Consider the following 13,147-nt stretch of genomic DNA (forward strand, 5'->3'; position numbering starts at 1 on the left):
GGCCCGGTTTTGCGTGTTGCTTGATGCGTGCAGTGTGTTGCGTCTTACTCTTGCAGCAGACTGATGTCGGCCACGTTCAGGAACAGGTCACGCAGGAATGCGAGCAACGCCAGCCGGTTGTTGCGTACGGCTTCATCTTCGGCCATCACCATCACGGTGTCGAAGAAGGCATCGACCGGTTCACGCAGCTCGGCCAGCATTTCCAGCACGCCCTGATAGTCACCCTGCTCCAGCAGCGGTTCGGATTGCTCATAGCTGGCCACGACCAGATTGGTCAGGGTCTGTTCGGCGTCGTCTTCCAGAAGAGCGCCGTCGATCTCTTCGGGCGGTTCCCCGTCGAGCTTGGCCAGAATGTTGGACACCCGCTTATTGGCGGCGGCCAGCGCGGCAGCTTCTTCACGCTGCTGGAAATCGGCAACGGCTTTCACGCGTCGGTCGAAATCCAGTGGCTTGCGGCAGGCGTCGTCGATGGCCAGTACCGACAGGATCACCGGGGTGGCAATGCCCCGCTCCTGGTACATGGCGCGGTAACGGCCCTTGATGAAATCGAACGCCTCGTCGATCTGGCTGGCATCAATGCGTTCGCCAAGTTGCTGGCCTGCCTGATCGAGCAGCTCACGCAGGTCAATGGCGAGACCGTTTTCGATGATGATGCGCAGCACCCCCAGGGTGGCGCGACGCAAGGCATAGGGATCCTTGGTGCCGCTGGGCTTCTGGCCGATGCCGAAGATGCCCACCAGGGTATCAATCTTGTCGGCCAGAGAGACGGCCATGCCAGTCTTGCTCTGCGGCAGTCTGTCGCCGGCGAAGCGCGGCAGGTACTGCTCGTACAGCGCGTTGGCGACCTCTTCCGGCTGGCCTTCACGCTGGGCCAGGTAGTAACCCATGATGCCCTGCATGGTGTCGAACTCGTACACCATCTCGCTGTTAAGGTCGGCCTTGCTCAGCTCGCCCGCCAGTTTGGCCTGGGCCGCATCGCCACCAATCTGCTCGGCAATCACTGCCGCCAGGGCACCAATGCGCTGGCATTTGTCCGCCACGGTACCCAGCTGCTGCTGGAACACCACATTGGCCAATCCCTCGCCGTGTTGCGCCAGGGTCTTCTTGCAATCGTTGTCGTAGAAAAACGCCGCATCGGCCAGACGCGGACGAATCACTTTCTCGTTGCCGGCGATGACCTGTTCAGCATCCTTGGACTGGATGTTGCTGATGGTAATGAACCTGGGCATCAGCTTGCCGTTGGCGTCCAGAACAGAGAAGTACTTCTGGTGTTCTTCCATGGCGCTGATCAGTGCTTCCTGGGGGACCCGCAGGAAGTCCTCGTCGAAGCTGCCGGTGAGGGCTTCAGGCCATTCCACCAGCGCGGTAACTTCGTTGAGCAGGTCAGGGTCAATCTGCGCTGTGCCGCCGGCCTGCTTGCCCGCGGCAATGGCCTGTTCTTCGATCATGGCCTTGCGGCGATTGAAGTCAGCGATCACATGACCGTCATTTTCCATCCGTGTCGGGTATTCACCGGCGTTGGCCAGCTCGATGGCACCCGGTGAGTGGAAACGGTGGCCATAGCTGGTGCGACCGGATTGCAGGTCCAGCAACTCGAACGGCACTACTTCGTCACCAAACAGCGCCACAAGCCAGTGCGCGGGGCGCACAAACTGTACCTTGCGTTTGCCCCAGCGCATGCGCTTGGGGATCGGCAGTTTCTGAATTGCCTGGGCAAAGAATTCCGGCACCAGCTCAACGGTGGGCTTGCCCTGCTCGGTAATGTTGGCGACCAGACGTTCGCCCTTGCCGGTGTCCTGGCGGCCCAGTTGGTCCACGGTCAGACCCAGTGAAGCGGCAAAGCCCTGGGCGGCCTTGGTGGGGTTGCCGTCCTTGTCGAAGGCCGCCTGTACGGCCGGACCCTGGCGTTCGATGTCACGGTCAGCCTGCTTGTCGTCCAGGCCACGTACCAGTACCGCCAGACGACGGGGGGCGGCAAAGCTTTCTACGTCACCGTGATTCAGTCCTGCTTCATCCAGCTGGCGAACAAACTCGTCGGTGAGCGCCGCACTCAGGTTCGGCAGCGCTTTTGGGGGCAGCTCTTCGGTGCCCAGTTCAATCAGCAAATCCCGGGACATTATTTCTTCCCCTTCTTGTTCGCCTGTTTGGCGGCTTTCTCATCCTGCTTTTGCAGCTCTGCCATCACTTCCTCACGAATGGCGTCGTCGGCCATGGGGAAACCCAGCGTGCGGCGCGCATCGAAGTAGGCCTGGGCCACGGCCCGGGCCAGGGTGCGTACCCGCAGGATAAAGCGCTGGCGTTCGGTGACAGAGATGGCCTTGCGGGCATCCAGCAGGTTGAAGGTGTGCGAGGCCTTCAGGACATATTCATAGGCGGGCAGCGGCAGGCCGGCCTCGATCAGCTTGGTGGACTCGGATTCGAACAGGTCGAACTGCTTGAACAGCTCTTCCACGTTGGCGTGCTCGAAGTTGAACGTGGACATTTCCACTTCGTTTTGCAGGAACACATCACCGTAGGTGACCTTGCCGAAGGGACCATCGGACCACACCAGATCGTAGACCGAATCCACGCCCTGGATGTACATGGCGAGACGCTCAAGACCGTAGGTGATTTCCCCGGTCACCGGGTAGCAGTCGATGCCGCCCACCTGCTGGAAGTAGGTGAACTGGGTCACTTCCATGCCATTGAGCCACACTTCCCAACCCAGTCCCCAGGCGCCCAGCGTTGGGGATTCCCAGTTGTCTTCCACAAAGCGGATATCATGGACCAGCGGATCAAAACCCAGCATGCGCAGGGAACCCAGGTACAGCTCCTGGATGTTGTCCGGCGACGGTTTCAGGACCACCTGGAACTGGTAGTAGTGCTGCAGCCGGTTGGGGTTTTCCCCGTAACGGCCGTCGGTGGGACGACGGGAAGGCTGCACGTAGGCACTGTTCCAGTTCTCCGGGCCGATGGCGCGCAGGAAGGTAGAGGGGTGAAAGGTACCCGCACCGACTTCCATATCCAGTGGCTGCACCACCACGCAACCTTGCTCTGCCCAGTATTGCTGAAGGGCCAGAATCAGGCCCTGAAACGTCATGATATCCGTCTGCGGTTGTTCCGCCATGGTGAATCCTGTTGTTCAATACATTTTCCGCGAAGGCGCAAGTATACCGGGCCGTCCGCAGCGGTGATACCGCTGTTGCGCCTCTCGCAACTACTGACAGCAGGGTGTCAGTAGACACCGGGTAGAATGGTGTGGATATCGGCCGGCAGGCCGTCAGGCGACATATCACAGGGAAGAGCATGCGACGCGCGGAACGCTTGTTTCAGATCGTACAGATCATCGGGGCCAACCCCTGGACCACGGCCCAGACTCTGGCGCAGCGCCTGGAGGTGTCGGAGCGCACCATTTACCGGGATATTGACCATCTGTGTGGCAGTGGCGTGCCGGTCTACGCCCAGGCGGGCAAGGGCTATGCCCTGCTGGAGGGGTATCAACTGCCTCCGCTGATGTTCAGTGCCGAGGAATGGCAGGCGTTGCTGACCGGGTTGGCCATGGCGCAAGGTTGGGCTGGGCAGCGCCAGGCGGGAGTTTTGCAGGCTGTTCAGGAAAAACTCGCCATGGCGGTGCCGGCCCGGTTACGGGCGCAGACCGCGACGGTAACCGCGCCAGCCTTGCCCGAGCGAAGGATGCTTGGTGCGTTGCTCGATCCCCTGCAGCGGGCTATCGCCGATCAAGTGAAGGTGCAGATTCATTACCGCGATGCCCTGGACGCCCAGAGTGTGCGTACGCTTTGGCCGTTGGGGCTGTATTTCTGGGGCCATTGCTGGACCCTGGTGGGATGGTGCGAATTGCGCAGGGCATTTCGGCATTTTCGTGTCGACCGGATCGTCATTCTGCAAACCCTGGGCAGCCATTATCCAGTCATGCCTGGTCAGACGCTTGCGGATTATGAAGCCCTGGAAATCGAACAGTGTGAAAAGAGAGAAGCCGATGAAAGACCGCTGTCCCTGGTGCGGGGATGACCCGCTCTATCAGCGCTACCATGATGAAGAATGGGGCGTTCCGGAATATGACGATCAGACCCTGTTCGAGTGCCTGAATCTGGAAGGTGCCCAGGCGGGCCTCAGCTGGATCACGGTGCTGCGCAAGCGTGAGCACTATCGGCAGGTTTTTGATGGCTTCGATCCGGAAAAGATCGCCCGTTATGACGAGGCGAAGGTGGCTGCCTTGCTGGCGGATCCCGGGATTATCCGCAATCGACTCAAGGTGGCGGCCACCATTGGCAATGCCCAGGCCTTTCTCGCCATGCGTGATCGCGGACAGAGCTTGTCAGGCTTTCTCTGGGATTTTGTCGACGGTACCCCGACGATCAACCATTTTGCGACGCTTGCCGAGGTGCCGGCCCTGACGCCCACCGCTGAAGCCATGAGCAAAGCCCTGAAAAAAGCCGGCTTCAAGTTCGTTGGCCCCACCATTGCCTATGCCTTCATGCAGGCGGTGGGCATGGTCAATGATCACCTCATCACCTGTCCGAGGCACCGGGAGTTGTGCTGACGCAGGCCCAGGCAGAGGTCACAGAGAAAACCGCCTTTCCTACCCTAATCCCTGGGGTCTCTGCGGTAAATCGGCCTTTGAAAACGCTGACAATCGCGCCGCCAGCGACGCGCCCACGGCAAGGGCGGTAGGAGAATTCAAACGGGCTTTCCCGAAATATGTGATGGACCCCCACACGGCCTTTCTTACGTCCTGTCTGCGAGAACAAAGTGGGAAACGACAAAGTTGGTACGCCCCTTGCTGAGTCCAAGGATGGAGAGTAGTCAAAGACAGGATGTCGTTCAGGGTACCCAGCAATGAATAACAGCAAGCCCATCCTCATCATCAAGACCGGCAACACCTATCCCCAGATCAGCCAGCACTATGGGGACTTTGATCACTGGATTCACGCGGGGCTTGGCAATAGCCCGGCTTCTGTAATCAGTGCCCACCAGGGTGAGCCGCTGCCCGAACCGACATCGTTGGCCGGGGTGGTGATCACCGGCTCCCACGCCATGGTCACAGAGCAAACTCCCTGGATGCGGACCCTGACCCACTGGCTTTATCGCCTGGTAAAGGATAGCCCGGCGATGCCGGTGCTGGGGTTGTGTTTTGGGCATCAACTGCTGGCCCATGCCCTGGGGGGGGAAGTGGCTGACAATCCGATGGGAATGGAGGTGGGGACTGTGCCCCTGCGGCTCACCGAGGCGGGGCATCACGATCCGTTATTGAGCGCCATCGTCGGGCATCCGTGGGCACAAGTGGTGCACAGGCAGTCAGTACTGACGCCGCCCCGGGGTGCCACGGTGCTTGCCAGCAATGTGCATGACGCCTGTCAGGCCTTCCGGTACGGGGAGTGTGTCTGGGGGGTGCAGTTTCATCCCGAGTTCAGCGCTGATGTAATGCGTGCCTACCTGCAGGCGTTGAGCGGTGACAGTCTTACCCAGCAGCAGGTGGATACCCATCTTCAGGATGTGCGGGAGTGTCAGGATGCCAGCAGCATCCTGGCCCGTTTCGCCCGCCTGACGTTGCCGCAGGTGGCGTAGGAGCAAGCGACAAGCTTCAAGCTACAACGCGGTGGGTCTCGTCATTAAGCAGGCCGCCCTGCCCGTGCTCCTGATTCGGTCCGCGTAGGGCATTTCAGACACGATGAAGATTCCCGCGTTGTCGCTCGCGACTTATTCTGCCTGTTCACCGAACACCGCGCCGATCAGGGCACTGCCCTGCTGGAAGGGGTTCTGGCGGATCTGGGTTTCCTGCTCGCCGATGCGGGTGTAGAGCTGGTCCATGCTGGTGTCGATAACGTACTTTTCCAGGTCCAGGTTCGGCTTGTTGGTAAGTGGTAACTTATCGTAGGCCGCCAGTAATGTCTGATATTGATCATAGAACCCGGTCTTGCGCAGGTTGTCTTCCACAATGGGTTCAAAACGCTGGCGCAGGCTGGCTTCCGTCTCCCCGCGGAAATAGGTGGTGGCTGCGGTGTCCCCGCCCTGAATAATGCCCAGGGCATCATCCACACTCATGGCATTGATGGCATTTTTGAACACCGGGGCGCCCGCCGCGACGGCCTTTTCTGCCCCCCGGTTCATGGCGGTTTCGAGCTGGTCTACATAACGGCCAAAGCCGAACTGACGCAGGGTGTTGGCCACTGGCTGGGCAGCGTCCGGCAGTTGCAGGTTCATGGCCCCTTCGCGGGACAGCTGGGCAGCAGCGGTATCGGTGCCCTTGATCAGGGCTTCCTTGATGCCGGTGACCAGCCGCGACTCGGTATCGTAACCGGCGTCCTTGGCCATCTGGTTGCCTGCGTTGACCCAGGGCATGACCGCTTCCATGTGCTGACACCCGGTCAGCGCCAGGACAAGCAACAGGGGGACAAGAGAAAGTCGTGTCTTCAAGGGAGTCTCCTTTGTTTTGGCGGACATGCTACTGCACCCGTCCGGGCGGCTAAACTGTTCATTGAGTTGAAAGTTCAAAGTTCAAAGTGGAAAAGCGCGGAACAGGCACCGCCTGATTTAAACCATGAACCTAGCGCCCCTAGCGGCAATCGCGGGCACGGCCTGGCATCCGGATCGGCTTGGCCCGCGTTTCAACTTTGAACTTTCAACTTTACACTCGCTTTCCATGACCGAAGACGATTACCGCGAACAACACAAGCAACGCCTCGCCTATATGCCCTGGCTGTATGCCCGGCTGAAACCGAAGCATCGCGCCTGGGCCGAGCCGTGGCAGCAGGCCCTTCAGCAACGCTGGATGGCGCTGGAAACGGTGACATTTGGAACGGACTGTTTTGTGGCGCCGCAGGCGGTGCTGCTGGCAGAACCCGGTCGCGACATTATCGTCGGTGATGGCAGCCAAATCGCCGCAGATTGCGTCATTCACGGGCCGGTACGCCTGGGCCTAAATGTCAGTCTGAACCACCATGTGACTCTGGAAGGGGGGGCCGCCGGGGTGCATATCGGCGACGGCTCCCGTATTGCCGCTTACTGCACCTTTTATGCCTTCAACCACGGTGTGCATGCAGACCGTCCGGTGCGCGAGCAGCCGGTCACGTCAAAGGGGATCCACATTGGCAAGGATGTCTGGGTGGGCGCCCGGGTCGGGATCGTGGACGGGGTGACTCTCGGGGATCACGCCGTGGTGGGGATGGGGGCCGTGGTTACCAAGGATGTACCCCCCTGGACCATCGTGGCGGGCAACCCTGCCCGGCCCATTGGCCGCCGGCCAGGTGCGCCCCCTGAACACCCCTCGACATAGCCGGTAACATCCTTCTTGTTGAACGACGTTTAGTTGTTTGGCATTTTAATTGAACACCGTTAAACAAGAGGGTTTCACCATGGATGAAAGTGCGATTCAACGACACTCCGGGGGCTGGCTTTTTTACGTCAAGGCGGCATTCGGGATCAGCCTGGGGTTGATGGTGCTGGGCATCGTCTGGTTACCCACTGACCTGTGGATCAAGGGCTACCTGGTGATGGGCATCATGTTTGTGGTCGGTTCCACCATCACCCTTGCCAAGACCCTGCGCGATGACCATGAGGCCCGGCGTCTGATCAACCGGATCAGTGAGGCGAAGACGGAAAGATTGTTGAAGGAATACACCGACTGAAACCGGTCGAATGTCAGATGTGAATAAGGAGAACACCATGGCAACAGCGTGGAACAAACTGAAAACCCTGATGCGAGGCCAGGCCCGTATCAGCATGGAGCAGATCGTCAACGCCAATGACATGCTGCTGCTGGACCAGCAGCTGTATGAAACCGAGCAATCCCTGCGTGACGCGCGCCGTCAATTGGCAAGGCTGATGGCGGAAGAGAAACTGAATCAGCGCCGTGCCGATGAGTTGAGCAGACAGAGTCGGCACTATGAGGAGGGGGCTCGCCAGGCCCTGGCGGCAGAGAATGATGTCCTGGCATTGGATATCGGCAAGCGTCTGGCGGATCTGGAGCAACAGCAAAGCCGCCTTGCCCGGCAAGGCGTGACGCTGGAGCAACAGAAAACCGAGTTTCAGGCGTTTATCAAACAGGCAGCAGATACCCTGAAAACCCTGCGCCAGGAGCAATCCATGGCGCGCAGCCAGGAAACCCTGTTTGGAGAATCCCGGCAACGCCATCAAGACCAGCGCGGTCTGGCGCAGCGACTGTGCGACAGCCAGCACACCCTGCAGCAGATTCAGCAACGACAGGAAGAATGTCGCCTGTTGTGGCAGAGTGAAGCGCAGTTACAAGGGGATCGCCTGGGCGACAGCCTGGACCAGCGCATGGCGGAAGCGGGGATCGGCGATCACCAGAGCCGTCGGGCAGAAGAGATTCTGGCTGGGTTGAAAAGCTGATTTTTACCACAGAGAACACAGCGTTCACCGAGAAAGACGTTTCGCAAAGCCTGCCAGGAATCTCCCGTGGGAGCGGTGGTTCCACCGCGATACTTCGGCCCGGACGCCTTCGCGGTCGAACGGCCGCTCCCACAGGGTGTATGGGTTTCCTCTGCGCCCTCTGTGGCAAACGGCCTTAAAGGTGTTATGCGAGTTAATAAGGAGTTGCTGTGGCACGTCGTAACCAACACAGCCGTGAAGAATTGCAGGCGCTGGCAATACAGGCGGTACGGGACCTTGTGGCTGAACACGGGTTGGAGAAACTCAGTGTGCGCAAGGTGGCAGAGCGCATCGGTTATACCGCCGGCATGCTTTACCATGTGTTCGCCAATCTGGATGATCTGATTCTGCAGGCCAATGCGGATACCCTGGCGCAGCTGCTTGAGGCGATGATTGATTGCCCGTCGCCTGAGGCTCGTGAGCAATTGCAACATATGGCCCAGGTCTATGTGTCCATGGCACAGGACCACACGCCGCTGTGGAAGATGGTATTCATGCATCAAATGCAGAATGCTGCGGAGGTTCCCGAGTGGTATCAGAAAAAGACGGCGGCCCTCTTTCGTGAGGTGGAGGTCCGCATGGCAAAACTGGCCGAGCGGCACGACACTGCACAGATTCATCTGGCCGCCAGGACGTTATGGGGAAGTGTGCACGGCATTGCCTTGCTGGCAGCGGATGACAAGCTGGTGGTCGCCGGGGATGTCAATGCGCAGGCGATGATCGAATCGTTATTGCAGCATTATCTGAATAGTTGGGCGGAGGCATAGTTTAAATTTTGAACGTTAAACTCAGCCCTTCCCTACCAAGGAAGAAAAAGGCGAAAAAATGAAAAAAGGGTTGTTCTCTCTGCTGGCGTCACGCCGTTTCGGGCCGTTCTTTTTTACCCAGTTTTTAGGGGCCTTTAATGACAATGTGTTCCGCCAGGCGCTGATCCTGCTGATTGCCTCCGGTGTGGTGACAGGCCTTAGTGTGAACACCCTGAACAATGTGGCCCTCGCGCTGTTTATCCTGCCATTCTTCCTGTTCTCGGCACTGGCCGGCCAGGTGGCCGACAAATACGACAAGGCCAGCCTGGTGCGCAAAATCAAGTTCGTTGAGGTCTGCATCATGTCCGCGGCGGCGGTGGGTTTCTTCTTCGACGCGGTGTATTTTCTGCTGGCCGTGCTGTTCTGCATGGGGCTGCAGTCCACCTTCTTTGGCCCGATCAAATACTCCATCATTCCCCAGCATCTGGATGACAAGGAACTGGTCTCCGGCAATGCACTGGTAGAAATGGGCACCTTTCTGGCCATTTTGCTCGGCTCCATTTCCGGCGTGCTGCTGAAGATGGAAGGGGTCGGCGATGGGGTGGTGGCCGTGGCAGTCATCGGGCTGGCAGTGTTGGGCTATCTGGCGGCCCGGGGAATTCCCTCCGCTCCGGCGGCGGATGGCGAACTGAAACTGAACTGGAATCTGTTCAAGGAAACCTGGCATATCGTTGGCTACGCCCGCGAAGTGAAATCGGTGTGGATGTGTGTGTTGGGGATCTCCTGGTTCTGGTTTCTCGGGGCGGCCTATACCACTCAGCTGAAAGTGTACGTGGATGATTATCTGCTCGGCACCGATGGTCTCTATGCGCTGTTGTTGGGAACTTTCTCCATCGGCATCGGGCTGGGCTCGTTCCTGTGTGAAAAACTGTCCGGCAAGCGGGTGGAGTTGGGGCTGGTTCCTTTGGGCTCCATCGGCCTGAGTGTGTTTGGTATCGACCTGTTTTTCTCCTATGCCGGTCTTGCCGGTACGGGGCAGGTAGATATCGCGGGCTTCCTGCAGCAGGCAGGCGGCTACCGTGTGCTGCTCGACCTGCTCGGTATTGGTGTGTTCGGCGGGTTCTACATCGTGCCGCTGTTTGCGTTTATCCAGCACCGCGCCAACCCGAAACACTTGTCGCGGATCATTGCTGCCAACAACATCATCAACGCCCTGTTGATGGTCCTTTCGGCGGTGGCGGGCATCGTGCTGATCGGTTTTCTGGAGCTCACGGTTCCGCAGTTTTTCCTGGCGCTGGCCATTACCAATGTACTGGTGGCGAGCTATATCTACAGCGTCGTGCCGGAGTTCCTGATACGCCTGTTGGTGTGGATGCTTACCCACACCCTGTACCGGGTGAAGCATGAGGGGATGGACAACATTCCTGAAGAAGGCCCATGCATGCTGGTGTGTAACCATGTGAGTTACGTGGATGCATTGCTGCTGGCCGGGGCGATCCGTCGCCCGGTGCGTTTTGTGATGTTCAAACCGATTTATGACATGCCGCTGTTGAACTACATCTTCCGCACCGGCAAAACCATTCCCATCGATTCCAAAACCCGTAACCCGGCCATTTACGAACAGGCGTTTGTGCGTATCCGCGAAGAGCTGGCCGCTGGCGAGGTCGTGTGCATCTTCCCGGAGGGCAAACTCACCAGTGACGGCGAGATTGACGAATTCCGTGCCGGTATCGAGAAGATCGTCGGCGAGACGCCGGTACCGGTGGTTCCCATGGCACTGTCCGGACTGTGGGGGAGCTTCTTCAGTCACAAGGGAGGCAAGGCGCTTACCCGCCTGCCAAGCCGCTTCTGGTCACGGATCAAACTGGCGGTGGGACACCCGGTGGCGCCAGAACAGGTTGATGCCACGGATTTGCGAACCCGGGTGCTGGCCCTGCGTGAGCGCCCCTGAGGCCACAGCGGCAGTGCAGGTTGCGCAAAGCATACGGACGGTAACTTGCGAATTGGCCAAAACCCCGGACACTCGACAATAATAGTGGGTCTGTAACCCCTCACCACAATAACAACAGGGATTCAGCGTGTCAGAATCTTCCTTGTCGCCCGCCGGACTGCGGGCGCGCCTCCAGCAGTTGCTGCTGCAACTGCCCCCGGTTCAACGGGCGGATGCCCGTTTTCATCAGGTCGAGCATGATGTGCTCCAGACCCTGAAGCAGCGTCTTGAAGCGCTGGAGACCCCTGGCGAATTGGCCGGCCCCCCGGAGAACCTGCATCAGCTGTTGGATGTGTCCCTGGAGCAAAGCCGTGATCAGGCGGAAGACATGCTGGTGCGCCAGTTGCTGGCCGGGCTGACCGCCGATGAGGTGCGTATTCTGGCTGCACTGTCTGATGGCAGCGCGTTTCCCATGCTGGCCCTGTACAGCGGAGGCCGGTTTTCCCGTGGCCAAATCCTGTTCCGTCATTCCAACGTGGGTCGTGCCGCCGGAATTCAATGCACCGACATGATTGGCACCTACCTGCAGCGGTTGTTCAGCCAGGGTTGGGTGATTGCTACCGGTTTTGAAGAAGCCAACCGGACTGACTATGAATTGCTGGAAGGCGACAGCGGTTTCCGCCGCGCTATGTCCGGGCTACAGACGCACTGGCCGAAAGTGAAACCTCACCGGGAAACCCTGCGGCTCGGGCCCATGGGTCAACAGATGTGGGCCCTGCTCAGTCAGCCGGCTGAGGCGGATCTGTCAGGCGATGAGGAGTAAGGCGTGATTACCGATATCGACCTGATTCTCGCAGACATCCAGGCCAACTGGTTGTTGTATCTGTCCATGCCCTTCGTGGCCGCGGCGATTGGTTATGGCACCAAGGTGGTGGCCATCAAGATGATGTTCAAGCCGCTCAGCTTTATGGGTATCCGCCCGTTTCTGGGCTGGCAGGGCATTGTTCCGCGCAAGGCGGCCACCATGGCCAGCATCGCCTGTGACCTGATGATGGAACGGCTGCTCAAGCCGGAGGATGTTTTCAACAAGCTCGACCCGCATCGGGTGGCGGAAGAAATTCGCGATCCGCTGATTCGCTCGGTGGACGACATCACCCGTCAGGTTGCGGCGGAGTACCAGCCGGGCCTGTGGGAGTCTGCTCCGGAATCGGTGAAACGGCTGGTGATTCAGCGCATCCAGAAAGAAGCCCCGCACATGGTCGAGCAGATCATGGAGGATATCAAAAGCAATATTCACCGGGTGTTCGACCTCAAGGATCTGGTCATCAATGCCCTGGTGCGGGACAAGGAACTGCTCAACCGGGTGTTCCTGGAAGCCGGTCATGTGGAGTTCAAGTTTATCCGCAATTCCGGTATCTGGTTTGGGTTTGCCATCGGTATTGTTCAGGCCGTGGTCTGGGCCTTGACCCATAATGTCTGGGTGATTCCGCTGTTTGGGTTGTTCACCGGCTGGTTCACCGACTGGCTGGCACTGAAGATGATCTTCAATCCCAAGCAACCGGTGCGCTACCTGGGGTTGTTTGAATGGCAGGGCCTGTTCCTGAAACGGCGCAAACAGGTGGCCGCCCGTTACGGCGAACTGGTGGCCAGCGAGATTGTCACCCCGGCGGCGGTGATCGAGGCTATCCTCAAAGGGCCGCTGTCGGACCGCTTGTTTGGCCTGGTACAAAAACAGGTACAACGCACCCTGGACGAACAGGCTGGTCTGGCCAAGCCGCTGGTGGTGTTTGCGGTGGGCAGCACCAAATACCAGGAAATGAAACGGTCGGTGGCCGACAAGGTGATGGAAGCGTTGCCGGAAACCCTGAGCCACATGGAAGCCTATGCCGAAGAAGCCATGGACCTGAAGAACCTGTTGGTCAACAAGATGCAGGAGCTAACCGAGGAAGAATTCGAGGGACTGCTACGGCCGGCTTTTCAACAGGACGAGTGGATTCTGATTACCGTCGGCGCGTTGCTGGGGTTCCTGGTCGGAGAGATGCAGGTGCATGTAATGCTGCACTTTGCGGTGCCGGTGGCGTGA

The 13,147-nt window shown here is 59.0% G+C and carries 13 protein-coding genes; 10 read left to right on the top strand and 3 right to left on the bottom strand.

Going from position 1 to position 13,147, the window contains the following annotated elements; all coding sequences use genetic code 11:
- Positions 1-44: 44 nt before the first annotated feature.
- Together glyS and glyQ are read right to left on the bottom strand one after the other, a co-directional pair.
- The gene (gene glyS / locus D4A39_RS08590; protein WP_119917887.1) at positions 45-2,117 is read right to left on the bottom strand and encodes a glycine--tRNA ligase subunit beta; all 2,073 of its coding nucleotides are present in this window, start codon (positions 2,115-2,117) and stop codon (positions 45-47) included.
- Positions 2,117-3,106: a glycine--tRNA ligase subunit alpha gene (gene glyQ / locus D4A39_RS08595; protein WP_022985939.1), complete on the bottom strand. Its 990-nt coding sequence runs from the start codon at positions 3,104-3,106 to the stop codon at positions 2,117-2,119. Before glyQ ends, glyS begins: the two co-directional genes overlap by 1 nt.
- A gap of 179 nt (positions 3,107-3,285) precedes the next feature.
- Here glyQ and D4A39_RS08600 point away from each other — a divergent pair, with 179 nt between their 5' ends.
- The 3 genes from D4A39_RS08600 to D4A39_RS08610 all read left to right on the top strand — a co-directional run bounded on the left by D4A39_RS08600 (position 3,286) and on the right by D4A39_RS08610 (position 5,565).
- On the top strand, positions 3,286-4,008 hold the full coding sequence (locus D4A39_RS08600; protein ID WP_102790656.1) for a helix-turn-helix transcriptional regulator: 723 nt from the start codon (positions 3,286-3,288) through the stop codon (positions 4,006-4,008).
- Positions 3,977-4,540: a DNA-3-methyladenine glycosylase I gene (locus D4A39_RS08605; RefSeq protein WP_119917888.1), complete on the top strand. Its 564-nt coding sequence runs from the start codon at positions 3,977-3,979 to the stop codon at positions 4,538-4,540. The genes D4A39_RS08600 and D4A39_RS08605 overlap by 32 nt, the downstream gene beginning before the upstream one ends.
- 296 nt (positions 4,541-4,836) lie before the next feature.
- The gene (locus D4A39_RS08610) at positions 4,837-5,565 is read left to right on the top strand and encodes a glutamine amidotransferase (protein WP_022985942.1); all 729 of its coding nucleotides are present in this window, start codon (positions 4,837-4,839) and stop codon (positions 5,563-5,565) included.
- 132 nt (positions 5,566-5,697) lie between these two features.
- On the opposite strand, the gene D4A39_RS08615 is transcribed toward D4A39_RS08610, so the two are convergent.
- Complete coding sequence (locus D4A39_RS08615; protein WP_233552444.1) at positions 5,698-6,414, bottom strand: DUF4197 domain-containing protein; 717 nt, start codon at positions 6,412-6,414, stop codon at positions 5,698-5,700.
- A gap of 226 nt (positions 6,415-6,640) precedes the next feature.
- Between D4A39_RS08615 and D4A39_RS08620 the strand changes: the two genes are divergently transcribed.
- From D4A39_RS08620 to D4A39_RS08650, 7 genes are all read left to right on the top strand, one after another.
- Positions 6,641-7,273 carry an acyltransferase gene (locus D4A39_RS08620; RefSeq protein ID WP_119917890.1) on the top strand — a complete coding sequence of 211 codons (633 nt, stop codon included), beginning with the start codon at positions 6,641-6,643 and terminating at the stop codon, positions 7,271-7,273.
- 79 nt (positions 7,274-7,352) lie between these two features.
- Complete coding sequence (locus D4A39_RS08625; RefSeq protein ID WP_022985945.1) at positions 7,353-7,625, top strand: YiaA/YiaB family inner membrane protein; 273 nt, start codon at positions 7,353-7,355, stop codon at positions 7,623-7,625.
- A gap of 37 nt (positions 7,626-7,662) precedes the next feature.
- A complete protein-coding gene (locus D4A39_RS08630; protein WP_119918026.1) occupies positions 7,663-8,349 on the top strand; it encodes a PspA/IM30 family protein in 687 nt (228 codons plus the stop codon).
- Between the two features lie 209 nt (positions 8,350-8,558).
- Positions 8,559-9,155 carry a TetR/AcrR family transcriptional regulator gene (locus D4A39_RS08635; protein WP_022985947.1) on the top strand — a complete coding sequence of 199 codons (597 nt, stop codon included), beginning with the start codon at positions 8,559-8,561 and terminating at the stop codon, positions 9,153-9,155.
- 58 nt (positions 9,156-9,213) lie between these two features.
- Positions 9,214-11,085 (top strand): MFS transporter, encoded by a 1,872-nt coding sequence (locus D4A39_RS08640; protein WP_022985948.1) that lies wholly within the window; start codon positions 9,214-9,216, stop codon positions 11,083-11,085.
- A 127-nt stretch (positions 11,086-11,212) separates the two neighbouring features.
- Positions 11,213-11,887: an Abi-alpha family protein gene (locus D4A39_RS08645; protein WP_022985949.1), complete on the top strand. Its 675-nt coding sequence runs from the start codon at positions 11,213-11,215 to the stop codon at positions 11,885-11,887.
- A 3-nt stretch (positions 11,888-11,890) separates the two neighbouring features.
- Positions 11,891-13,147, top strand: a complete 1,257-nt coding sequence (locus D4A39_RS08650; RefSeq protein WP_022985950.1) for a DUF445 domain-containing protein — start codon at positions 11,891-11,893, stop codon at positions 13,145-13,147.

It is taken from the genome of Alcanivorax profundi, from assembly GCF_003597125.1.
Lineage (GTDB): Bacteria > Pseudomonadota > Gammaproteobacteria > Pseudomonadales > Alcanivoracaceae > Alcanivorax > Alcanivorax profundi.

Coding starts and splice junctions, on each gene's coding strand:
- glyS (WP_119917887.1), bottom strand. CDS start 2,117: ATGTCCCGGGATTTGCTGATTGAACTGGGCACCGAAGAGCTGCCCCCA.
- glyQ (WP_022985939.1), bottom strand. CDS start 3,106: ATGGCGGAACAACCGCAGACGGATATCATGACGTTTCAGGGCCTGATT.
- D4A39_RS08600 (WP_102790656.1), top strand. CDS start 3,286: ATGCGACGCGCGGAACGCTTGTTTCAGATCGTACAGATCATCGGGGCC.
- D4A39_RS08605 (WP_119917888.1), top strand. CDS start 3,977: ATGAAAGACCGCTGTCCCTGGTGCGGGGATGACCCGCTCTATCAGCGC.
- D4A39_RS08610 (WP_022985942.1), top strand. CDS start 4,837: ATGAATAACAGCAAGCCCATCCTCATCATCAAGACCGGCAACACCTAT.
- D4A39_RS08620 (WP_119917890.1), top strand. CDS start 6,641: ATGACCGAAGACGATTACCGCGAACAACACAAGCAACGCCTCGCCTAT.
- D4A39_RS08625 (WP_022985945.1), top strand. CDS start 7,353: ATGGATGAAAGTGCGATTCAACGACACTCCGGGGGCTGGCTTTTTTAC.
- D4A39_RS08630 (WP_119918026.1), top strand. CDS start 7,663: ATGGCAACAGCGTGGAACAAACTGAAAACCCTGATGCGAGGCCAGGCC.
- D4A39_RS08640 (WP_022985948.1), top strand. CDS start 9,214: ATGAAAAAAGGGTTGTTCTCTCTGCTGGCGTCACGCCGTTTCGGGCCG.